General features: G+C 68.8%; 21 protein-coding genes, 1 tRNA gene and 1 other RNA gene. 9 read left to right on the top strand and 14 right to left on the bottom strand.

Going from position 1 to position 22,225, the window contains the following annotated elements:
* Positions 1–25 precede the first annotated feature (25 nt).
* The 7 genes from egtA to ACZ50Z_RS18660 all read right to left on the bottom strand — a co-directional run bounded on the left by egtA (position 26) and on the right by ACZ50Z_RS18660 (position 6,982).
* On the bottom strand, positions 26–1,327 hold the full coding sequence (gene egtA / locus ACZ50Z_RS18630; RefSeq protein WP_464484862.1) for an ergothioneine biosynthesis glutamate--cysteine ligase EgtA: 1,302 nt from the start codon (positions 1,325–1,327) through the stop codon (positions 26–28).
* A gap of 180 nt (positions 1,328–1,507) precedes the next feature.
* Positions 1,508–2,170 (bottom strand): sensor domain-containing protein, encoded by a 663-nt coding sequence (locus ACZ50Z_RS18635; RefSeq protein ID WP_464484863.1) that lies wholly within the window; start codon positions 2,168–2,170, stop codon positions 1,508–1,510.
* Positions 2,171–2,289: 119 nt separating this feature from the next.
* Complete coding sequence (locus ACZ50Z_RS18640) at positions 2,290–2,826, bottom strand: hypothetical protein (RefSeq protein ID WP_464484864.1); 537 nt, start codon at positions 2,824–2,826, stop codon at positions 2,290–2,292.
* A 141-nt stretch (positions 2,827–2,967) separates the two neighbouring features.
* Positions 2,968–3,369 carry a hypothetical protein gene (locus ACZ50Z_RS18645; RefSeq protein ID WP_464486308.1) on the bottom strand — a complete coding sequence of 134 codons (402 nt, stop codon included), beginning with the start codon at positions 3,367–3,369 and terminating at the stop codon, positions 2,968–2,970.
* A gap of 135 nt (positions 3,370–3,504) precedes the next feature.
* Positions 3,505–4,635, bottom strand: a complete 1,131-nt coding sequence (locus tag ACZ50Z_RS18650) for a DUF4185 domain-containing protein (RefSeq protein ID WP_464484865.1) — start codon at positions 4,633–4,635, stop codon at positions 3,505–3,507.
* Positions 4,636–4,669: 34 nt separating this feature from the next.
* On the bottom strand, positions 4,670–5,716 hold the full coding sequence (locus tag ACZ50Z_RS18655; RefSeq protein WP_464484866.1) for an aspartate-semialdehyde dehydrogenase: 1,047 nt from the start codon (positions 5,714–5,716) through the stop codon (positions 4,670–4,672).
* Complete coding sequence (locus ACZ50Z_RS18660; RefSeq protein ID WP_008263260.1) at positions 5,717–6,982, bottom strand: aspartate kinase; 1,266 nt, start codon at positions 6,980–6,982, stop codon at positions 5,717–5,719.
* A gap of 294 nt (positions 6,983–7,276) precedes the next feature.
* Between ACZ50Z_RS18660 and leuA the strand changes: the two genes are divergently transcribed.
* On the top strand, positions 7,277–9,076 hold the full coding sequence (gene leuA / locus ACZ50Z_RS18665; RefSeq protein WP_464484867.1) for a 2-isopropylmalate synthase: 1,800 nt from the start codon (positions 7,277–7,279) through the stop codon (positions 9,074–9,076).
* Here the strand turns inward: leuA and ACZ50Z_RS18670 are convergent, their stop codons facing one another.
* On the bottom strand, positions 9,077–10,057 hold the full coding sequence (locus ACZ50Z_RS18670; RefSeq protein ID WP_464484868.1) for a DEDDh family exonuclease: 981 nt from the start codon (positions 10,055–10,057) through the stop codon (positions 9,077–9,079). It abuts the gene before it with no gap.
* 80 nt (positions 10,058–10,137) lie between these two features.
* Between ACZ50Z_RS18670 and ACZ50Z_RS18675 the strand changes: the two genes are divergently transcribed.
* From ACZ50Z_RS18675 to ACZ50Z_RS18685, 3 genes are read left to right on the top strand one after another with little or no spacing between them, the layout of a single operon-like run.
* Entirely contained in the window at positions 10,138–11,376 is a 1,239-nt protein-coding gene (locus tag ACZ50Z_RS18675; protein WP_464484869.1) for a MurT ligase domain-containing protein, read from the top strand.
* Positions 11,369–12,076 carry a type 1 glutamine amidotransferase gene (locus ACZ50Z_RS18680; protein ID WP_464484870.1) on the top strand — a complete coding sequence of 236 codons (708 nt, stop codon included), beginning with the start codon at positions 11,369–11,371 and terminating at the stop codon, positions 12,074–12,076. Before ACZ50Z_RS18675 ends, ACZ50Z_RS18680 begins: the two co-directional genes overlap by 8 nt.
* 11 nt (positions 12,077–12,087) lie before the next feature.
* The gene (locus tag ACZ50Z_RS18685; RefSeq protein WP_464484871.1) at positions 12,088–12,510 is read left to right on the top strand and encodes a hypothetical protein; all 423 of its coding nucleotides are present in this window, start codon (positions 12,088–12,090) and stop codon (positions 12,508–12,510) included.
* A 6-nt stretch (positions 12,511–12,516) separates the two neighbouring features.
* On the opposite strand, the gene recR is transcribed toward ACZ50Z_RS18685, so the two are convergent.
* Together recR and ACZ50Z_RS18695 are read right to left on the bottom strand one after the other, a co-directional pair.
* Positions 12,517–13,128, bottom strand: coding sequence for a recombination mediator RecR (recR, locus tag ACZ50Z_RS18690; protein WP_067173162.1), 612 nt, complete (start codon positions 13,126–13,128; stop codon positions 12,517–12,519).
* Positions 13,129–13,141: 13 nt separating this feature from the next.
* Positions 13,142–13,486: a YbaB/EbfC family nucleoid-associated protein gene (locus tag ACZ50Z_RS18695; protein ID WP_026071056.1), complete on the bottom strand. Its 345-nt coding sequence runs from the start codon at positions 13,484–13,486 to the stop codon at positions 13,142–13,144.
* Positions 13,487–13,584: 98 nt separating this feature from the next.
* On the opposite strand from ACZ50Z_RS18695, the gene ACZ50Z_RS18700 reads away from it, so the two are divergent.
* On the top strand, positions 13,585–14,346 hold the full coding sequence (locus ACZ50Z_RS18700) for an Rv3717 family N-acetylmuramoyl-L-alanine amidase (RefSeq protein ID WP_464484872.1): 762 nt from the start codon (positions 13,585–13,587) through the stop codon (positions 14,344–14,346).
* A gap of 16 nt (positions 14,347–14,362) precedes the next feature.
* Here the strand turns inward: ACZ50Z_RS18700 and ACZ50Z_RS18705 are convergent, their stop codons facing one another.
* Positions 14,363–14,800: an SRPBCC family protein gene (locus ACZ50Z_RS18705; protein ID WP_026071057.1), complete on the bottom strand. Its 438-nt coding sequence runs from the start codon at positions 14,798–14,800 to the stop codon at positions 14,363–14,365.
* Positions 14,801–14,881: 81 nt separating this feature from the next.
* Here ACZ50Z_RS18705 and ACZ50Z_RS18710 point away from each other — a divergent pair, with 81 nt between their 5' ends.
* Positions 14,882–16,285 (top strand): FAD-binding oxidoreductase, encoded by a 1,404-nt coding sequence (locus tag ACZ50Z_RS18710; protein ID WP_464484873.1) that lies wholly within the window; start codon positions 14,882–14,884, stop codon positions 16,283–16,285.
* Positions 16,282–17,592: a class I SAM-dependent methyltransferase gene (locus tag ACZ50Z_RS18715; RefSeq protein ID WP_464484874.1), complete on the top strand. Its 1,311-nt coding sequence runs from the start codon at positions 16,282–16,284 to the stop codon at positions 17,590–17,592. Before ACZ50Z_RS18710 ends, ACZ50Z_RS18715 begins: the two co-directional genes overlap by 4 nt.
* A 7-nt stretch (positions 17,593–17,599) precedes the next feature.
* Here the strand turns inward: ACZ50Z_RS18715 and ACZ50Z_RS18720 are convergent, their stop codons facing one another.
* The 3 genes from ACZ50Z_RS18720 to ffs all read right to left on the bottom strand — a co-directional run bounded on the left by ACZ50Z_RS18720 (position 17,600) and on the right by ffs (position 21,160).
* Complete coding sequence (locus ACZ50Z_RS18720; protein ID WP_464484875.1) at positions 17,600–19,450, bottom strand: DNA polymerase III subunits gamma/tau; 1,851 nt, start codon at positions 19,448–19,450, stop codon at positions 17,600–17,602.
* Positions 19,451–19,635: 185 nt separating this feature from the next.
* Entirely contained in the window at positions 19,636–20,928 is a 1,293-nt protein-coding gene (locus ACZ50Z_RS18725; RefSeq protein WP_464486309.1) for an aspartate aminotransferase type Ic, read from the bottom strand.
* A 135-nt stretch (positions 20,929–21,063) separates the two neighbouring features.
* Positions 21,064–21,160: signal recognition particle sRNA small type (ffs, locus tag ACZ50Z_RS18730), an RNA gene on the bottom strand.
* A gap of 64 nt (positions 21,161–21,224) precedes the next feature.
* On the opposite strand from ffs, the gene ACZ50Z_RS18735 reads away from it, so the two are divergent.
* Positions 21,225–21,313: transfer RNA gene (locus tag ACZ50Z_RS18735), tRNA-Ser, on the top strand.
* Between the two features lie 90 nt (positions 21,314–21,403).
* The gene (locus ACZ50Z_RS18740; protein WP_464484876.1) at positions 21,404–22,204 is read left to right on the top strand and encodes a hypothetical protein; all 801 of its coding nucleotides are present in this window, start codon (positions 21,404–21,406) and stop codon (positions 22,202–22,204) included.
* The last annotated feature ends 21 nt before the right edge of the window (positions 22,205–22,225 follow it).

Raw genomic sequence — 22,225 nt, forward strand, 5'->3', positions numbered from 1 at the left:
AGCGGCTCGGAATCAAAAGGCGAAGTCACAGTCTCCCCCGCGCCTCCCGAGAGACCTCGGCGGCGACGCCATGGGCGATGACCCGGTCGGCGAAATCGTCGCCGGGACACCGGCCCTGTTCGACGAGGCGGACCAGCCGCTGCATCGCGTCACCGAGTTCGGCCGGCGCCTTCTCGGCGGCGATGGCCACGCACGCTTTGGCGGCCGCGTGGAGCCGCCGGTCCCGCAGCCCGAGCCGGGCCGCGACATCCCAGGCGGTATCCACCGGTTCGACGGCCTCGGCCGCGGCGTCGGCGGCGACCGGGTCATCGAGCAGCGCCACCAGGGTGAACACCACCGCGGGCCACAACGCGTCCGGGACGCTGTCCAGATAGCGGATTTCCAGCCACTGGCGCGGACGGACCGGAGGGAACAAGGTGGTCAGGTGGTATTCCAGGTCGGCGACGCTGGGGCGGCGGTCACCGAGCAAGACCCGGCCGTCGACCCAGTCGGCGAAGGGCACCCAATGCGTGACCGCCTCGGCGTCGGGGGTGTGCACCAGCATCACCGGAGCCTTGAGCGCGTAGCGCGCCCAGTCGGTGCCCGGGTCGTCGCCGCTGGCGCCCAGGATGGGGCCGCAGCGCGCCGAGTCCATCTGTCCCCACACCCGCTGGCGGCTGGAAACCCAGCCGGTGAAGTCGCCGCCCAGCATCGGCGAGTTGGCGGTGATCGCAATCATGGTGGGCCCCAAGGCATGCGCCAGGCGGACTCGCGCCGCCCAACCCTCGCGCGGCCCGGCGTCGACGTTGACCTGAATCGATGCGGTGGACGTCATCATCGCCGCGCCCGCTTCGCCCGAGCGGCTGGTGGCAAAAAACTGTTCCATGGCGCGATACCGGGCGCCGGGGTTGATGCGCTGAGGCGGTCGCAGGGGGTCGGCGCCGAGGAAGACCAGGCCCAGGCCGGCGTCGGTGAACGCCGGCTGCAGCACGGCCTGGTCGCGTTGCATCGCCGCGATCGCGGGCAGGACGCCGTTTGCCGGCGGCCCGGAAAGTTCGACCGCGCCACCGGGTTCCACGGTGATCCTGCTGCCGCCCGGCAGCGCAGGAAGGGCGTCGAGCACCGCGGCGATTTCGTCCCAGCCGGGTCTGCGGTGTGGGGCGGCCGGGTCGTGGCAATGGGCCTCGAGTTCCAGACCCACCTGCCCCAGCGGCGCGTCCACCAGACAGCCCTCGGCGACGTAGTGCGCGACGGCCGCGGAGTCGGTCAGTTCGGCGATCTTCAGCTCCGGGGCAGGGTCGGCACCGGTCAACCGCGAGTCCGCCGCAGTGATCGGCGCGAACGTCATATCACGATCCCTTCGGGCCCGACCAGGCCTCACCATGCACCTGCGGACCGCTTCCCTGCGCAGCTAATCGAACGATATCCGGCACTACTTCGTCTAGTGCTTCATCTATCAGACGCCCCCGACATATTCCCTTTCCGCGCTACGTGGGTGGACGGCAAGGACGGATACCCAATCGCTCGACTATTGACCCAGCGCGTTCTGCATCGCCCCAGCTAGCACGTTCACAGCGGGCCCGGCGTTGCCCGATTGACACACTTTTGCCTGCAGCAACACGTTTTCGCGCAGCCTGGTTTGATCGAAGCACCGCCGGTCGGTGCCCGCCTCCTGCTTGGTCCAGTTCTCGTCGGCAGGCCCGGCCGGCCCGCCGTCGAAGGACCACACCTGCGTGCTGCCGTTGTCCAGGTGTATCGCGGTCGTCTGTCCCGAACAGCCGACCGTTCGATCCACCACCCGGTGGAATGCCCGAGCCGCGGCGTCGGTGGTGGCGAACACCCCGACCGCCTGCTTGACCAGGTGCGTTTGATCGCTCGCCGACGTCTGGGTGACGGCTCCGTTGAACGACGCCAGATCGGGGTCGTCGTAGACCTCGGAAAGCCCGATGTCCGCCCAGTTGTTGCACTCCGGGAGATCCACCCAGGGGCCCGGTCCCGGCTGGGTGAACACCGACTCCCAGCCCATGGGCCCGCCGACGATGTTGCCGACCGACCCCTTGCCGAGGACGGCGTAGTTCACCACGCCCGGCTCCGAGGGGTGCGCGGCCGCGACCGGAGGCGCGACCGTGCCCGCCAACGCGAAGCCGGCGGCGAGTACGGCTCGGTAAACCTGCGTAGCCCGCATGGTCATGCAGCGATCATGCCAGGCGCCGGGACGTTCGGTCAGCCCCGTGCAGCATCGGCACCGCAAACGAGCGCGCAGGAACGGTCAATCCTGTTGTGCGCCAGCGTTTCCCAGTGGCGGGAAGCTCAGGGGCGCGGCGCGGGTGTGCCGGGAACCGGGCTGACAGCCGTCGGCTGGCCGGGGCCGCTGATCCCGGGGCCCGAGACCGGACCGCCGGGCCCACCCGGGCCGCCGGGAGGCATCGGAACGATCAAACCGGGGCCTCCGGGCCCGGGTCCCCACGGCCCATTGGGCCCATTGGGCCCATTGTCGGGTCCGGGACCACCGGGGCCGCCGTACCACGGGCCGGGATTTCCGGGCCCGGGTCCCCACGGTCCGTTGCCTGGCCCGGGGTTGCCGTACTGCCAGGGCCCGTTGCCCGGCCCGGGTCCGCCCGGGTGGAACATGCCGTGGTGATGGTGGCAGTGGTAGTGGTGCTTCCAGATGAAGGCGCCGACGAAGAACACCGACGAAAGAATGAACACGATCCCCGCGACGATCACCACCCAGGCCGCCGCCGTATAGAGCCGCGGCGGCTTCACCCGCTGCGGGGGTGGCGGCGGAGGCGGAGTGGCCGCGGCGGCGGGGGTCGGCTCAGCGTGTGGTTCGGGTGTCTCGCTCATGCCATGCCATATTGCCCCGCACACGATGTCCGTAACAGGCCCCGGCGACAAAATTGCTGTGAATCGAGACGCGGCGGTGACCGCCAATGACAGGTGGCCCGACGCTCGCTGGGAGCGCCGGGCCACTCGTGGGTTGGGGTTCTAGTTGGTCAGGACCATGACGCTCGGGGCCGCCGCGGAGTGGAAAACGGACGCCGGGAGCTGTCCCGGGGCCATGCCACTGGGCCGCACCGACGACGGAGCCGACGGCGCGGTGGTGGCACCCGGGCCGTTAGGTCCGCCTGGACCACCCGGGGCGACGCCACCAGGTCCACCGGGGCCGCCGGGGCCGCGGTGATGCAGCATCGCGTGGTGGTGGTGCTTGTGGTGGTGGCCGTGATGGCCGCCGCGGTGGCCCAGGATGAAGCCGGTGAAGAAGATGACCGCGACGATGAACACGATCCCGGCGACGATGGCGACCCACGCGGCGAGTTGGAAGACGCGCGGGGCCCGGTAGGCTGCGGCGGCAGCCGCGGCCGGTGCAGTTGCGGTGGAGGTCCGCACTGTGGGGGTTTCAGATGTTTCACTCATGAGACAAATGATGAAGCCGTTAACAGTAGTGGCGGCTATGCGCGACTTATGTAGCAGCTGTGAACTAAAGCCGCCGCTCAGCGCGCATATAGCGCCCGAATAAGCCGCCTACTCGGGCCGCAGCGGATTGACCGCGAACTGGATGACCCGGTACGGAGCGGACACCCGCGCGCGAGTGTCCCACTGGCTCACAAAGATTCGCAGCTCGTCAAGCGTGGAACCGGGTGAGATGTAGCCGCCATACGGTTGCGCGAGCCGGTTATCGTCGGGCGGCGGCAGGCTTTCGGCGGGCTCCGGCCACTCGTCGTGCTGCACCACGGTGGTGACCGGCGCGTCGCCCAGCGCCGTCGGGTCGTCGGCCACCCGGACCTCCATATTGCCCGTGACGGCATTGAAGTAGGACAACACGGCCTTGCCGTCGATCTGCCTGATGCACATCTCGCCCACCGCCTCCGGCCACAGCGGTGTCGGCGGCTTGCCCCAGCCCCCGTGCGGGCCGGCCGCCCAGCCCTGCCAGCGGGACCTGTCGGTGAACGCCTGCGGCGCGGCGCGATACAGGACGACGGGGTCGCGACGGGTGAAGCTGTCGGCCACGATGTACACCCATCCGGTGGGCGACTCCGGGGTCGGGATCGGGTCGTAATACCCGCTGATCTGCGTCTGCGAGCCGCCTTGATACGACGCGGGTCGCGCGGAACCCGGGATCGTCTGCCAGCCCGCGCGCGCCGGTTCGGCGGTCACCAGCCGGGAGCTCTGCGGCTCCAGGTTCTTCGTCGTCGTCACCATCAGGTAGTTGCGCCGGTTGATCTGCACCACTCCGGCGGGCAGCTGCGAGGCGTCCGGCGGGGTGGGATCGGCGAGCAGCGGATGGGCGATCCCGGTGACGCCGGTGTAGCGCACGCCGGCGGGGTCGTCGACCGACGCGGTGTCGACGTGCAGCGCCACCGGCGCATACCAGCCGCCGAAACCCACGCCCTGGCCGGCGAAGCTGTCGCCGCAGACCTGCAGCAGTTCGGTGGGGAATTCGACGAATTCACACAGGTCGGTCGCGCCGATGCCGTAATCGCCTGTGGGAGTGCCGGTTCCGGCGGTGGGGCCGATCCGCAACACCTGACCGGGCGCCAGCGGTTGCATGATCGGCTCGGGGGCGGGGGCGGCCGGGTCGGCCCGCGCGAAATTGCAAAACCATTGCGGCACAACCAAACACACTGCCGATACGGCGAACAGGGAGCACCGCATGACCCGGCGAGTGTGGGCGGTGTTCACCCGCTGATCACAGCTGGGCGGCCAGCAACTCGGCGATCTGGATGGTGTTCAGCGCCGCCCCCTTGCGCAGGTTGTCTCCCGAGACGAACAGGGCCAGGCCGCGGCCGTCGGGCACTCCCGGGTCCTGCCGGATCCGGCCGACCAGGGATTCGTCGACGCCGGCGGCCGCCAACGGGGTCGGCACGTCGACCACCTTGACGCCGGGGGCGTGATCGAGCAACTCGCGGGCGCGCTGCGGCGACAGCGGCCGCTGGAACTCGGCGTTGATCGACAGCGAGTGTCCGGTGAACACCGGCACGCGCACGCAGGTGCCGCTGACCGCCAGGTCGGGGATGCCGAGGATCTTGCGGCTCTCGTGGCGTAGCTTCTGGTCCTCGTCGGTCTCCCCGGAACCGTCGTCCACCAGCGAGCCGGCCAGCGGAATCACGTTGAAGGCGATGGGCGCCACGTAGGTCTGGGGCGCCGGGAACTGCACGGCGTCGCCGTCGTGCACGAGTTGCTCGGCGCCGTCGACGACCGCGCGCGCCTGGGTGGAAAGCTCCTCCACCCCGGCGATCCCGCTGCCGGACACCGCCTGATAGCTGGACACCACCAGGCGCACTAGCCCGGCCTCCTCGTGCAGCACCTTGAGCACCGGCATCGCGGCCATGGTGGTGCAGTTCGGGTTGGCGATGATGCCTTTGGGCCGGTTGGCGGCATCGCGCGCGAAGTTCACCTCGGACACCACCAAGGGCACGTCGGGATCCTTGCGCCAGGCCGACGAGTTGTCGATCACCGTCACCCCGGCCGCGGCGAACCGCGGCGCCTGCACCAGCGACATCGTCTTACCGGCGGAGAACAACGCGATGTCCAGGCCGCTGGGGTCGGCCGTCGCGGCGTCCTCGACCTCGATCTCCTGGCCGCGGAATTCCAGCTTGCGGCCCTGCGAACGCGCCGAGGCGAAGAACCGCACCGAGGTCGCCGGGAAGTCCCGCTCGTCGAGCAACCTGCGCATCACCTGGCCGACCTGGCCGGTGGCCCCTACCACGCCTATCGACACCCGATGGTCAACCATCTATCTACCCGTTCCCGCGTACACCGTCGCCGACTCCTCGCCGCCGAGCCCGAACGCCTCGTGCAACGCCACGACGGCCTTGTCTAGTTCGGTGTCGCGGCACAGCACCGAGATGCGGATCTCGGAGGTGGAGATCAGCTCGATGTTGACGCCCACCTCGGCCAGGGATTCACAGAAGGTGGCGGTGACCCCGGGGTGGCTGCGCATGCCCGCCCCGATCAGCGACACCTTGCCGACGTGGTCGTCGTAGAGCAGTTGGCTGAACCCGATCTCGTCCTTGAGCGCGTCGAGCTTGGCCACCGCGGTGGGTCCACTGTCGCGCGAGCAGGTGAAGGTGATGTCGGTCTTGCCGTCCTCGACCTTGGAGACGTTCTGCAACACCATGTCGATGTTCACGTCGGCGTCGGCGAGCGCCCGGAAGACGCGAGCGGCGTATCCGGGGATGTCGGGAATGCCGACGACGGTCACCTTCGCCTCGCTGCGGTCGTGCGCGACTCCGGTCAGGATGGGGTCTTCCATGGCGATGTCCTTGATCGATCCGACGACGACGGTGCCTGGGTTTTCCGAATAAGAGGATCGGACATGCACCGGAATGTTGTAGCGGCGCGCGTATTCCACGCACCGCAGCATCAAAACCTTGGCGCCGCAAGCCGCCATCTCGAGCATTTCTTCGAACGTGACCGTGTCCAGCTTGCGGGCGTTGTGCACGATCCTGGGGTCGGCGCTGAAGATGCCGTCGACGTCGGTGTAGATCTCGCAGACGTCGGCGCGCAGCGCCGCGGCCAGGGCCACCGCGGTGGTGTCCGAGCCGCCGCGGCCCAGGGTGGTGACGTCCCGGGTGTCCTGGCTGACGCCCTGGAATCCGGCGACCAACACGACGCGTCCCTCGTCGAGAGCGGCCTGCAGCCGTCCGGGGGTGACGTCGATGATCTTGGCGTTGCCGTGCGTGCCGGTGGTGATCACGCCGGCCTGCGAACCGGTGAACGAGCGGGCCTGGGCACCCAGCGATTCGATGGCCATCGCGACCAGGGCGTTGGAGATGCGCTCACCTGCGGTCAGCAGCATGTCGAGTTCGCGCGGCGGCGGGGCCGGACACACCTGTTGGGCCAGATCCATCAGGTCGTCGGTGGTGTCGCCCATCGCGGAGACGACGACGACCACGTCGTTGCCCTGTTTCTTGGTGGCGACGATGCGCTCGGCCACGCGCCGGATCCGATCGGCGTTCGCCACTGAGGATCCGCCGTACTTCTGCACGACGAGCGCCACGTTTTTTCCTGCCTCTCCGGCCCTGGACACTTCGATTTCGGGAATAAGTCCACAACAGAATACGTGCCACCGCATGGTGATTTACGTCGCGATACCTGGTCCCCCGGCCTGCGGATTCGCAACGGTCCCGGCGGCATTTTTACCGGGGCGCCAAAAGCGGTAAAGTGCAGGACGTGCAGCGGGTGCTCCTCCTCGGACGCCGCGACGGGGTCTGATCCAGACCGGCTTCCCGTCGCGGGTGTTCGCGATGCGCCGGTCTGAGGTTCCCCTTCTGATACCCCCGGAGCAATCACCGTGACTTCCAATCCCGACGCATACAGCTCGACACGAACCATCGTTCAGCCCGTGGGTCCCCCGGGCCCCGGACAGCCCGCGTGGAATCCCCAGCGGGGCTCGTCGATGCCGGTCAACAGGTACCGGCCCTTCGCCGAAGAGGTCGAGCCCATCCGGCTGCCCGACCGCACCTGGCCGGATCGCGTGATCACCGGCGCGCCGCTGTGGTGTGCGGTGGATCTGCGTGACGGCAACCAGGCGCTGATCGACCCGATGAGCCCGACCCGCAAGCGCCGCATGTTCGATCTGCTGGTTCGCATGGGCTACAAGGAGATCGAGGTCGGGTTCCCGTCGGCCAGCCAAACCGATTTCGACTTCGTCCGCGAGATCATCACCGACGGCGCCATCCCCGACGACGTCACCATCCAGGTACTGACCCAGTGCCGGCCGGAACTGATCGAGCGCACATTCGAGGCGTGCCAAGGCGCGCCGCAGGCCATCGTGCACTTCTACAACTCGACGTCAATCCTGCAGCGCCGCGTCGTATTTCGCGCCGACCGGGCCGCCGTGCAGGACATCGCGACCCAAGGCGCCCGCAAGTGCGTCGAACAGGCCGCCAAGTATCCCGGCACGCGGTGGCGGTTCGAGTATTCGCCGGAGTCCTACACCGGAACCGAGCTGGAGTACGCCAAGCAGGTGTGCGACGCCGTCGGCGAAATCATCGCGCCCACACCGGAAAACCCGATCATCTTCAACTTGCCCGCCACCGTGGAGATGGCCACCCCTAACGTCTACGCCGATTCGATCGAGTGGATGAGCCGCAACCTGGCCAACCGGGAATCGGTCATCCTGAGCCTGCACCCGCACAACGACCGCGGAACCGCCGTTGCCGCAGCGGAATTGGGCTACCAGGCGGGCGCCGATCGCATCGAGGGCTGCCTGTTCGGCAATGGCGAACGCACCGGCAACGTCTGTCTGGTGACGCTGGGGCTCAACCTGTTCTCGCGCGGCGTCGACCCGCAAATCGACTTCTCCAACATCGACGAGATCCGCCGCACGGTGGAGTACTGCAACCAGCTGCCGGTCCACGAGCGCCACCCCTACGGCGGGGACCTGGTCTACACCGCGTTCTCCGGCAGCCACCAGGACGCCATCAACAAGGGACTGGACCAGATGAAGGTCGACGCGGACGCCGCCGGCACCGACGTCGAGGACATGCTCTGGCAGGTGCCGTACCTGCCGATCGACCCTAAGGACGTCGGACGCACCTACGAGGCGGTGATCCGGGTCAACTCGCAGTCCGGCAAGGGCGGGGTCGCCTACATCATGAAGGCGGATCACGGCCTGGCCCTGCCGCGACGGCTGCAGATCGAGTTCTCCCAGGTGGTGCAGAAGATCACCGACGGTGAGGGCGGCGAGGTCTCACCCAAGGAGATGTGGGACGCGTTCTCCGAGGAGTATCTGGCCCCGGTCTGGCCGCTGGAACGGGTAAAGCAGCGCGTCGACGCTTCGGAGGAGGACAGCGGCGTCACCAGCATCGCCGCGACGGTCAAGATGAACGGCGTGGAGACCGAGATCAGTGGGACCGGCAACGGGCCACTGGCCGCGTTCGTCCACGCGCTGGGCGGCGTCGGCTTCGACGTGGCCGTCCTGGACTACTCCGAGCACGCGATGAGCTCCGGTGACGACGCCCAGGCGGCCGCCTACGTGGAGGCGTCGGTCAACGGCCGCACAGTGTGGGGGGTCGGCATTGCGCCGTCCATCACCACGGCGTCGCTGCGGGCGGTCGTGTCGGCGGTGAATCGCGCCGCTCGCGCCTGATCAAAACAGCGCGAGCTGCGGGTCCGTATCGGTGGTGTCGGTGAATTCGTCCATGCTGGTGCCACCGATGACGGCGCCGACACAGTCCATGAACTTCGCGTCGGAGATCACCGGGACCCCCAATTTCCGGGCCAGGTAGCCCTTGCCCTGTTCGGGGGCGGGGTCGTTGCAGACCACCAAGGAGGTCTCCCGGTCGACGGCGTCGCTGTAGGCCAGCCCGGCATGCAGGATCCGCTCGACGAGTTCCTCATGAGTGCGGCCGACCTCGGCGGCCAGCGCCACCCGCATGCCCTGGACGAGTGGCCGTCCGCCCACGTAGAGGCCCGGGTTGAGGTACGGGCAGGGCATCCGGGAGGCCAGCACCTTCAACGGGCGCAGCTCGTCGTGGGTGACCCGGCCGTTCGGCCAGCGGCGCCGGGTCACCGGGTGCACCGGCAGCCAGATGTCGCCGTCGCGGGCGAGCTTGAGCGCCGAGGCCAGCACGCCGGTCAGCACCATGGCGTCGTCGAAGGCGTCGTGGGGGCGCTCCTGGGTCACGCTCCAATGCGCCGCCAGCGTTTCCAGCCGCAGGTTGTCGACGCCGAGGTCCAACCGCCGGGCCAGCTCGACCGTGCACATCACCGAGTCGATGGGCAGTTCGATGTCGGCGAGTTCGGCCTCGGCGGCCAGGAAGGCGTAGTCGAACGCCACGTTGTGGGCCACCAGGGTGCGGCCGCGCAGCACGTCGATCACGTCTGCGGCGAGGTCGGTGAACTGCGGCTGATCTTCCAGCATGGCGGCGGTCAGGCCGTGCACGTGTGTGGGACCCGGATCGACGCCTGGGTTGAGCAGGCTCACCACCGACTGCTCGACCTCGCCGTCGGCGTCCAGGCCGAGCACCGCGAGGCTGATGATCCGGGCCTGACCTGGCCGAAAGCCCGAGGTTTCGACGTCGACGACGGCCCAGCCCGCGTCCGGCTCGCTGGCAGGCCGAGCATGCACCGCGCACTGAGGATGGCACGCGCGACCGACATGATCGGTGTCACGCGGCGCCGTGTCGGCACTAAACATAAACTCTCCGGGTGGTCACCACCCGCGCCCGTCTGGCTCTCGCCGCGGGAGCCAGCGCGCGCTGGGCATCGCGGGTGACCGGTCGCGGGGCCGGGGCGATGATCGGCGGCCTGGTCGCGATGACGCTGGACCGCTCGGTTCTCAGCCAGCTCGCCTCCGGACGCCGCACGGTCGTCGTCACCGGCACCAACGGCAAATCCACCACCACCCGGATGACGTCGGCCGCGCTGGAAACGCTGGGCCCGGTCGCCACCAACGCCGAGGGCGCCAACATGGACGCCGGCCTGGTGGCCGCGCTGGCCGCCAACCGGCAGGCATCCCTGGCGGCGCTGGAAGTCGACGAAATGCACGTCCCGCACGTTTCCGACGCCGTCGAGCCCAGCGTCGTCGTGCTGCTCAACCTGTCGCGCGACCAGTTGGACCGGGTCGGCGAGATCAACGTCATCGAACGGACCCTGCGAACGGGCCTGGCCCGGCACCCGAACGCGGTCGTGGTCGCCAACTGCGACGACGTGCTGATGACGTCGGCGGCCTATGACAGCCCCAACGTGGTGTGGGTGGCCGCCGGGGGTTCCTGGTCGAACGACTCGGTGAGCTGCCCGCGCAGCGGCGAGGTCATCGTCCGCGAGCACGGCCACTGGTTCTCCACCGGCGCCGAGTTCAAGCGGCCCAGCCCGCAGTGGTGGTTCGACGACCACACACTTCACGGCCCCGACGGCTTGTCCCTGCCGATGCGGTTGGTGCTGCCGGGCGCGGTGAATCGGGGAAACGCCGCTCAGGCCGTCGCCGCGGCCGTCGCCCTGGGCGCGGATCCCGCCAAATCCGTGGCCGCCGTCTCGGCGGTCGACGAGGTCGCGGGGCGCTACCGGAGGGTCCGCGTCGGCGAGCACGAGGTGCGGATGCTGCTGGCGAAAAACCCGGCGGGCTGGCAGGAAGCGCTGTCGATGGTGGACAAGCACGCCGCCGGGGTGGTCATCTCCGTCAACGGCCAGGTGCCCGACGGGGAGGACCTGTCGTGGTTGTGGGACGTGCGTTTCGAGCACGTAGACGAGACCTTCAAAGGGGAAGTGGTGGCCGCCGGTGAGCGCGGCACCGACCTCGCGGTGCGCCTCGGGTACGCGGGCGTCGAGCACACCCTGGTGCATGACACCGTCGCCGCGATCGCGTCGTGCCCGCCCGGGCGGGTGGAGGTCGTCGCCAACTACACCGCGTTCCTTCAGCTGCAACGAGCGTTGGCGCGCCATGGCTGACTCGACGCTGCGGATCGGGCTGGTCCTGCCCGACGTGATGGGCACCTACGGCGACGGCGGCAACGCGCTGGTGCTGCGCGAGCGGCTGCGGCTGCGCGGTATTGCCGCCGAGATCATCGAGATCACCCTGGCCGACCCGGTGCCCGAGTCGTTGGACCTCTACACGCTGGGCGGGGCCGAGGACTACGCGCAGCGGCTGGCCACCCGGCACCTGATCAAACACCCGGGCCTGCAGCGCGCCGCGGATCGGGGCGCGCCGGTGCTGGCGATCTGCGCGGCCGTGCAGGTGCTCGGGCAGTGGTATGAAACGTCGGCCGGGGAACGCGTCGACGGCGTGGGCATGCTCGACGCGACGACGTCACCGCAAGAGGCGCGCACCATCGGCGAGCTGGCAACCAAGCCGCTGCTGGCGGGCCTGACCGAGCGCCTCACCGGGTTCGAGAACCATCGCGGCGGCACCGTGCTGGGCCCGTCGGCGTCACCGCTGGGCACGGTGGTCAAGGGCGCCGGCAACCGCGCCGGGGACGGTTTCGACGGCGTCGTGCAGGGCAGCGTGATCGCGACCTACATGCACGGGCCGTGCCTGGCCCGCAACCCGCAGCTGGCCGACCTGCTGCTGAGCATGGTGGTCGGTGAGCTGCCCCCGCTGCCGATGCCGGAAGTGGACCTGCTGCGCCGCGAGCGGTTAGCGGCGCGTTAGGCCTTGCCGAGATGACGAAAATTCGCCCCAGACTGGCCGCCGGTTCCGCGCTGGTGGCCGCGTTCATCGCGTCGTCGACACCGTCGCACGCCAACCCTGAAGTCCTCAACGGCCGGTACAACGTGCTCTACGCGGACAACGACAAGCCGACCGCCTGGCTTTTCGTCCCGTGCGGATCGGACTGCATCCTGGCGACCTCCCAAGACGGCGGGACGTTCGTCATCAGCTGGGAATTCCACCTTGCTCATGGGCGATGGACTCACAGCGGCACGGCACAGGCGCCGTGCCCGAACGGCGCATCCGCTCCGGTGACCGTCGATTACAGCTTCGATGCCGTGTCGCTTGCCGGAGAAGGCCGGCAGACCACGACGGACGCGTGTGGCGGAGAGGCGGGACGGACCGTTACCCGGTCCTTCCAATTGAGCAAGGCCTGACGAACGTCAGACCATGGCCCGGCGGCCGGCCAGCGCGCGGCCGAGCGTCAGTTCGTCGGCGAACTCCAGGTCCCCGCCCATCGGCAGCCCGGACGCGATCCGCGTCACGGTCAGGCCGGGGATGTCGCGCAACATCCGGACCAGGTAGGTGGCCGTCGCCTCACCCTCGGTGTTCGGGTCGGTCGCGATGATCACCTCGGTGATGTCGACGTCGTCGACCCGCTCCCCGATCCGGCTCAGCAGCTCGCGGATCCGTAGTTGCTCGGGCCCCACCCCGGACAGCGGGTCGAGCGCGCCGCCCAGCACGTGGTAGCGGCCACGGAATTCGCGGGTGCGCTCGACGGCCTGCACGTCCTTCGGCTCCTCGACGACACACACCTGCGAGCCGTCCCGCCGGGGGTCGGCGCAGATCCGGCACCGCTCGTTGTCGGAGACGTTGCCGCACACCGCACAGAACCGCACGCCGTCGCGCACCTTTGCCAGCACCGCGGTCAACCGGTCGATGTCCGGCGGTTCCACCGACAACAGGTGAAAGGCGATGCGCTGGGCGCTCTTGGGCCCGATGCCCGGCAGCTTGCCCAGCTCGTCGATCAAATCCTGGACGGGTCCTTCGAACATGTCGGAGCGGGAGCTAAATCCCCGGCGCCGGCGCGGGCGGTTGCCCCGGCGGCGGCCCGAACCCGCCGGCCAGCGATCCGAGCCGCTCCTGCGCCATCCGGGTGACCTGCTTGGACGCGTCGGCCATGGCGCCGACGATCAGGTCCTGCAAGGTCTCGACGTCCGACGGGTCGACGACGGAGGGATCGATCTTCACGGCGACCACCTCACCGCTGCCCTTGACGACGACGCTGACCAAACCCCCACCGGCTTGACCATGCACCTCGGCGTTCGCCAGTTGCTGCTGGGCTTCCATGAGCTTTTGCTGCATCTGCTGCGCCTGGGCCAGCAGCGCCGACATATCGCCTCCGGGTTGCATGACAGTCCCCTCGCATCTTGGTCTCGACTTGATTTCGCTCGTGAGTCTCCGGCGATTCGGAACACCCAGCGTAAACCGCGCGACGTTACCTTTGCGCCGTGGACCTACGACTGAGCAGACGTGTCGGGATCAAATTGGCGGTCGGTGCGCTCGTTGCTGCGTCGACGGCGATTGCCCCGGCCGCGTGGGGTGTTCCCTCCAACATCGCCGGCATGGTGGTTTTCATCGATCCGGGTCACAACGGCTCCAATGACGCGTCCATCAGCCGGCAGGTGCCCACCGGCCGCGGCGGCACCAAAAACTGCCAGGCCAGCGGGACGGCGTCCACCGCCGGCTACCAGGAGCACACGTTCACCTGGGACACCGCGCTGCGGGTCCGCGCCGAGTTGACCGCGTTGGGCGTTCGGACCGCCCTGGCACGGGCCAACGACACCGGGCTGGGACCGTGTGTCGACGAGCGCGCCAGCATGGCCAACGCGCTGCATCCCAACGCGATCCTGTCCATCCACGCCGACGGCGGCCCGCCGTCCGGCCGCGGGTTCCACGTCAACTATTCGGCGCCGCCACTCAACCAGGCGCAGGCCGGCCCCTCCGTGCAGTACGCCCGCATCATGCGCGACCAGATGCAGGCGTCGGGGATCCCGCCGGCCAACTACATCGGGCAGAACGGGCTGTACGGGCGCTCGGATCTGGCCGGCCTGAACCTCGCGCAGTACCCGTCGGTTCTGGTCGAGTGCGGCAACATGAAGAATCCTGCGGACTCTGCGCTGATGCAGTCCGCGGAGGGCCGGCAGAAATACGCCGACGCGATGGTCCGCGGCGTCGCGGGTTTCCTGGCCTCGCAGGGCCAGGCGCGCTGAAGCTGATTGCCCGGAGCTAGCCTTCGAGTTCCTTCTTCAGGTTGGCCAGTACCTCCCCCTGAATCCTCTTCAGCCCCAAGGGCGCAAAGGTCTTTTCGAAGAAGCCTTTGACGCCGCCCGCGCCCGTCCAGGTGGTCTTCACGGTGACGCTGGAGCCGGGCCCGGCGGGCGCCACCGTCCAGTTGATCACCATGGTCGAGTTCGCGTCCTTCTCGATGACGGTGTGCCCGGCCACGTCCACGTTGACCTGCACGTCGCGCACCCGTGATTTGGTGGCCTGCAGCCTCCACTTGGCGACCGTGCCGGCCCCCTGCCCGCCCTGCAACACCTGGTAGTCGCTGTACTGCGGCGAGAGAATTTTCGGACGCACCGTCTGATAGTCCGCGACGGCGGCAAGGGTTGCCGCCGGCTCGGCGTTGATCAAGATGGTGCTGTCGGCGCTCACCTGTCCCAAGGCGACCCCTCCTCGTGATGAATTCCCCGGTGCAGCCGCTCGCGATGGATGCACGGGCTGTTGTCGAAGACTAGGGTATATGTGGTGCCTGTCCTTGGATCTGCACTCTCGGCCCACAAGTCGGGCGTTGACCGGCTGCTGGCAAGCTATCGATCCATCCCCGCGACGTCCGCGGTCCGCCTGGCCAAGCCGACGTCAAACCTGTTCCGCGCCCGCACCAAACGCGACGCGCCCGGTTTGGACACCTCGGGGCTGACCGGCGTGCTGGGCGTGGATCCCGAAACGCGCACCGCCGACGTCGCCGGCATGTGCACCTACGCGGACCTGGTCGCCGCGACGCTGCCGTACGGCCTTTCGCCGCTGGTCGTCCCGCAGTTGAAGACGATCACCCTCGGCGGGGCGGTGAGCGGCCTGGGGATCGAGTCGTCGTCGTTCCGCAACGGGCTCCCGCACGAATCGGTGCTGGAGATGGATATCCTCACCGGCGCCGGCGATTTGCTCACCGCATCACGCACGCAACACCCGGATCTGTTCCGCGCCTTCCCGAATTCCTATGGGACACTTGGCTATTCGACCCGGCTGCGGATCGAACTGGAACCCGTCGCACCGTTTGTGGCGCTGCGCCACATCCGCTTCCGTTCGCTGCCCGCTCTGATCGCGGCGGCCGAACGCATCATCGACACCGGCGGGCAGGGCGGAACGCCGGTCGACTATCTCGACGGGGTGGTCTTCAGCGCCGACGAAAGCTACCTGTGCGTGGGCCGGCGGACCACCACGCCCGGCCCGGTCAGCGACTACACGGGCAAAGACATCTACTACCAGTCCATCCGGCACGACTCCGCGGGTGTGGAGGCGACCAAGGATGACCGGCTCACGATGCACGACTACTTCTGGCGCTGGGACACCGATTGGTTCTGGTGCTCGCGCGCGTTCGGCGTGCAGAATCCGCGGCTGCGGCGCTGGTGGCCGCGGCGCTATCGGCGCAGCAGCGTCTACTCCAAGCTGATCGCCGTGGACCGGCGCTTCGGGGTGTCCGACCGCATCGAAGCGCGGAGTCTCCGATCGCCGGGCCGCCCGCTACGCGAACGCGTGGTGCAGGACGTCGAGGTTCCGGTCGAACGGACCTGCGACTTTTTGGAGTGGTTCCTGGACAACGTGCCCATCACGCCAATCTGGTTGTGCCCGTTGCGTCTTCGCGACCACGATGGCTGGCCGCTGTATCCGATGCGACCGGATCACACGTACGTCAACGTCGGCTTCTGGTCGTCGGTGCCGGGGGGCACGACCGAGGGTGCCACCAACCGGATGATCGAAGACAAGGTGGGCGAACTCGACGGGCACAAGTCCCTGTACTCCGACTCCTTCTACTCCCGCGAGGACTTCGACGAGCTGTACGGCGGCGAGGCCTACAACACCGTCAAGAAAACCTATGACCCCGATTCTCGTTTACTCGACCTCTACGCAAAGGCGGTACAACGGCGATGACGACGACGAAACAACCCCACCACTCGTCGACCGGGAAACTGAGCATGGCCGAGATCTTGGAGGTCTTCGCCGCTACCGGCCGACATCCGCTGAAGTTCACCGCCTACGACGGCAGCACCGCCGGCAGCGAGGACGCCGAACTGGGCCTGGACCTTCGCAGCCCCCGCGGCGCCACCTACCTGGCCACGGCCCCCGGCGAACTCGGTCTCGCCCGGGCCTACGTGTCGGGCGACCTGCAGGCGTACGGCGTCCATCCCGGCGACCCCTACCAATTGCTCAAGACGCTGACCGACCGCGTGGAATTCAAGCGCCCGCCGGCGCGGGTGCTGGCCAACGTGGTGCGGTCGCTCGGGATCGAGCGGTTGTTGCCGGTCGCGCCACCCCCGCAGGAGACGCGGCCCCGGTGGCGCCGCGTCGCCGACGGGCTGATGCACACCAAGACCCGGGACGCCGAGGCCATCCATCACCACTACGACGTGTCCAACGCCTTCTACGAGCTGGTGTTGGGGCCGTCGATGACCTACACCTGCGCGGTGTATCCCGATGCCGACGCGACGCTGGAAGAGGCGCAGGACAACAAGTACCGGCTGATCTTCGAGAAGCTTCGGCTGAAGCCGGGTGACCGGCTGCTCGACGTCGGCTGCGGCTGGGGCGGCATGGTGCGCTACGCGGCGCGCCGCGGCGTCCGTTCGACCGGTGCCACCCTGTCGGCCGAGCAGGCGAAGTGGGCCCAGAAGGCGATCGCCGAGGAAGGCCTCGCGGACCTGGCCGAGGTGCGCCACACCGACTACCGCGACGTGGGCGAGGCGGCGTTCGACGCCGTGTCCTCGATCGGGCTGACCGAGCACATTGGCGTCAAGAACTACCCCGCCTACTTCGGGTTCTTGAAGTCGAAGCTGCGCACCGGCGGCCTGCTGCTCAACCACTGCATCACCCGCCACGACAACACCTCGACGTCGTTCGCCGGCGGATTCACCGATCGCTACGTCTTCCCGGACGGGGAGCTGACCGGCTCGGGCCGCATCACCAGCGACGTCCAGGATTGCGGCTTCGAGGTGCTGCACGCGGAGAACTTCCGCCACCACTACGCGATGACGCTGCGCGACTGGTGCCGGAACCTGGTCGAGAACTGGGACGCCGCGGTCGGCGAGGTCGGCTTGCCGACCGCCAAGGTGTGGGGCCTGTACATGGCGGCGTCACGAGTTGCCTTCGAGCAGAACAACCTTCAGCTGCATCACGTGCTGGCGGCCAAGACCGACACGCGGGGCGACGACGACCTGCCGCTGCGGCCGTGGTGGACGGCCTGAGCTCGGTTCAGCCGTTGTCGATGCGACGGGCGCCCAGCTCGTTCTGAAGCAGTTCGAGCGCAACCTCTTCCGGATCGCGGCGCGGGGCCGACGGCTCGTCGCGGACCGCCTCGGCGAGCATGTGTTCTTCTTCGGCCTGTCGGGCTGAATCCGGTTCGGGGGCAGGGTCTTCCGGCTTGGGGGTTGACGGTCCGGGCACGGCCGGCGCCGGCGGGCCGGCCTCACACCGCACCCGCCAGTTGACTCCCAGGGCGTCTTTGAGCGCCTCAGCGATGACGTCGGCGTTGCGCTGCTCGCACAACCGCTTGGCCAGTGGCGCCGATTCATGACTCAGCACCAACGTGTTGTCCTCGATCGCCCGCACGGTCGCGCCGGCCAGCATCACCTCGGTGGTGCGGCTGCGCTGACGCACCTTGTCGCGCACCGTCGACCACATGCTGCGCACCGCGGCGGCGTTGAGTTCACCAGGCGCAGAGGGTGTTTCGGCTACGGGGAGAGACGCGGGAGCGGGCGCGGGAGCGGGAGCGGGCGCGGCCGGCTCGGGCGCCGGTGCGGGCTCGGGCTTCGGCTCTTGCTTCGGCTCGGGCTTCGGCTCTTGCTTGGCGGCAGACGCGGACGGCCGGGTGAAGCGGACCGGCCGGTCGGCGGCCTCGGCCGGCGCGCCGCGGGGAGCACCCGCGGCGGTTTCGGCGCCGGGAATGGACATGTCCAGCCGGGTCTCGATCCGCTCGACGCGTTGCAGCAGCGCGGCTTCGGTGTCGCTGGCCGAGGGCAGCAGCAGGCGCGCGCACACGACCTCGAGCAGCAGGCGTGGCGCCGTCGCACCCCGCATCTCCCCCAGCCCCGCCTGCACCACCTCGGCGTAACGGGTCAGGGTCGCCGTCCCGAGCCGCGTCGACTGGTCGCGCATCCGCTCCAGCACGTCCTCGGGCCCGTCCACCACGCCGCGGGCCGCCGCGTCCGGGACGGCCTGCAGCAGGATCAGATCGCGGAACCGCTCCAGCAGGTCGGTGGCGAAACGCCGCGGGTCATGGCCCGCGTCGATCACCGACTCCACCGCCCCGAACAGCGCCGCGGCATCGGCGGCGGCCAGGGCATCCACGGCGTCGTCGATCAATGCCATGTCGGTGGCCCCCAGCAGGCCCAGGGCCCGCTGGTAGGTCACGTGAGCGCCCTCGGCCCCGGCCACCAGCTGGTCCAGCACCGACAGGGTGTCGCGGGGCGAGCCGCCGCCGGCGCGGATCACCAGCGGGTAGACGGCGTCGTCGACGACGACGCCCTCCTGCTCGCAGATCCGCCCGATCAACGCCCGCATGGTTTTGGGCGGCAACAGCCGGAACGGATAGTGATGGGTGCGCGACCGAATCGTCGGCAGCACCTTCTCCGGTTCGGTGGTGGCGAAGATGAAGATGAGGTGCTCGGGGGGTTCCTCCACGATCTTGAGCAGCGCGTTGAAACCCGCGGTGGTCACCATGTGCGCCTCGTCGACGATGAACACCCGGTAGCGCGACTGCGCCGGCGCGTAAAAGGCCCGGTCCCGCAGCTCGCGGGTGTCGTCCACGCCGCCGTGGCTGGCGGCGTCGAGCTCGACCACGTCGATGCTGCCGGGCGCGTTGGGCGCCAGCGCCAGGCACGAGTCGCAGACCCCGCAGGGGGTGGCCGTCGGCCCCTGGGCGCAGTTCAGCGACCGGGCCAGGATGCGCGCCGAGGACGTCTTTCCGCAGCCGCGCGGGCCCGAGAACAGGTAGGCGTGGTTGATCCGGCCCGCTTCCAGCGCGATCGACAGCGGCTCGGTGACGTGCTCCTGCCCCACCACTTCGGCGAAGGTTGCCGGACGGTACTTGCGGTAGAGGGCCACGGTCAGCAGGCTACCCGGGCCCGGTGACGATGCGGACCCGCCAGGGTCCGCTGAGGAGGCGGGCAATCGGGCAACGCCGTCCGACGACGGCGCGGCTGGCATCGGGTGTGCAGCAGCGGCTTCCGGCGTGAACCTACGGCGGGGCCGCCCGGCGTGTCGACGCCGTCACGGGACAGTCGAAGCCGTCAGTTCACACTCGACGTGGATGACGCCCGAAGCGATTCCGAGGCCGCCAGCAGCGCGCAGGTGGCCAGGCCGTCGACCGCGTCGCGCAGATCCGGCAGCGACGGGAACGTGGGGGCGATCCGGATGTTCGTGTCGTCGGGATCCTTGCGGTACGGGAACGACGCACCCGCCTCGGTCACCGCGATACCGGCGTCCTTGGCCAGCGCGACGGTCCGCTTGGCCGTGCCGGGCAAGACGTCGAGGCTGATGAAGTAGCCGCCCTTGGGGTCGGTCCAGGAGGCGATCTTGGAATCGCTGAGCCGCTGATCCAGGATCTCGGCCGCCAGCGCGAACTTCGGCGCCAGGATCTGCTGGTGGCGCAGCATGTGCAGGCGCACCCCGTCGGCGTCGCGGAAGAAGCGCAGGTGTCGCAGCTGGTTGATCTTGTCCGGTCCGATCGACTTCTTCCCCGCGTATTGCAGGTACCAGGCGATGTTGCCCAGCGATCCGCCCAGGAAGCTGACGCCGGCGCCGGCGAAGGTGATCTTGGAGGTCGACGCGAACACGTAAGGCCGATGGGGGTTGCCGGCCGCGGCCGCCATGCCGAGCACGTCGACCTGCCGGACGAAGTCGTGCGTCAGGGTGTGCACCGCGTACGCGTTGTCCCAGAACAGCCGGAAGTCGGGCGCCGCGGTCCTCATCTGGACGAGCCGCAGCACCGTGTCCCAGGAGTAGGTGACCCCGGTGGGGTTGCCGAACACGGGCACGGTCCACATGCCCTTGATGGCGGGGTCCGCGGCGACCAGTTCCTCGATCAGGTCGACGTCGGGTCCGTCGGCGAGCATCGGGACACCGATCATCTCGATGCCCATCGTCTCGGTGATGGCGAAGTGGCGGTCATAGCCGGGGACGGGACACAAGAACTTGACGCTGGCCTCATCCTTCCAGGGCCGCTGCGAATCCACGCCACCGTAAAGCATCGAGAAGGCGACGAGGTCGTGCATCAGCTCCAGGCTGGAGTTGTTTCCCGCGATCAGGTTCTGCACCGGGATGCCGAGCAGCTCGCCGAAGATGGCTCGCAACTCCGGCAGGCCGTGCAGGCCGCCGTAGTTGCGGGTGTCGGTTCCCTCGCCATCGCGGTAGTCATCGCCGGGCAGGCTCAGCAGCTGGTTGGACAGGTCCAGCTGCGCAGGAGCCGGTTTGCCGCGGGTCAGGTCCAGGGCCAGCTTTTTGGCCTGCAGATCCGTGTAGTCCTGCTGGTGGCGAGCGTGTGCAGCGGCAAGCTCGGCAGGGCCGAGGGACTCCAGCGACACGATGGACCCTTTCGCTGTCGACACGAGTGGCGATCGCAAGCGCGGCGGAGCCGGGCGCGGCGGGCCGCCACTAGTCAGGCATCGTGGCGATCGCAAGCGTGGCGGAGCCGGGCGCAGCGGGTCGGCACCCTTTTGACCTAGGGGACCCCGCGCACCCGACAGAGCCCATTGACCCTTGCTGCCTTCCGGCCCTGGGGGAGTTCACAGGATAGACGCCGCGCGGGGTCCACCGAGAGTCTAATACGTGAGCCGGAGCAACCGGCGGCGGCGGTCTGCCCCTCGGTTACCATGGCCACGGAGGATTCGCCTAGTGGCCTATGGCGCTCGCCTGGAACGCGGGTTGGGTTAACAGCCCTCGCGGGTTCAAATCCCGCATCCTCCGCCATCGGTCCGCCCTGCGGACACGGACGAAGCGGTTTGGTATCGAGTCGGTCGCCCTTAGGCTGGCTCGGGCCAACCCAGCATGAGGAGGCTTATGGGGCGCAAGGTCGCCATCCCGTGGCACGCGTCATTCACGATCGCCGCAGGCTTCCTCTACTTCTTTTTCGTGTTGCCCCGCTGGCCTGAATTGATGGGTGACACCGCGCACTCGTTGGGGACGGCGACGCGCATCGTGACGGGCGCGCTTGTCGCGCTCGCGGCGCTGCCGGTGGTGTTCACCCTGCTGCGCACCCGCAAGCCGGAACTGGGCACCCCGCAGATGGCGCTGTCCATCCGGGTCGTCTCGATCGTGGCCCACGTGCTGGCCGGTGTGCTGATCATCGGGACGGCGATCAGCGAGATCTGGCTGAGTCTGGACGTCGCCGGACGGTGGTTGTTCGGGATCTACGGGGCGGCCGCGGCGATCGCGTTGCTCGGTTTCTTTGCCTTCTATCTCTCCTTTGTCGCCGAATTGCCACCGCCACCGCCCAAACCGATCAAGGCGAAGAAGCCGAAGAAAACCAAGAAGAGGGCCATCCGCCGCAAGAAGGCCGAGGAGCCCGACGCGGAAGTGGCCGCCGACGACACCGAAGCCGAAGCCGAAACCGAGGAAGCCGAAGCGAGCGAGCCGGACGAGACCGACGAAGCCGTCGAGACCCGGGCGAGCGACGAACCCATCGAGACCGAGGCGGCGCCGGTAGCCGACACCGCCGAGGCCACCGAGGAGAGCGACGAGTCGCGGGCCAAGTTGCAGAACCGGCGCCCGACGGGCAAGGGATCGCATCGGATGCGGCGCAGGACTCGGGCCGGCACCGCGGTAGACGAAACCGTGGACAACACCACCGACGAAAGCTAGCCGGCTCGGCCCCCCAATCTT

The organism is Mycobacterium sp. NTMscope_MAC_269 (assembly GCF_976985695.1).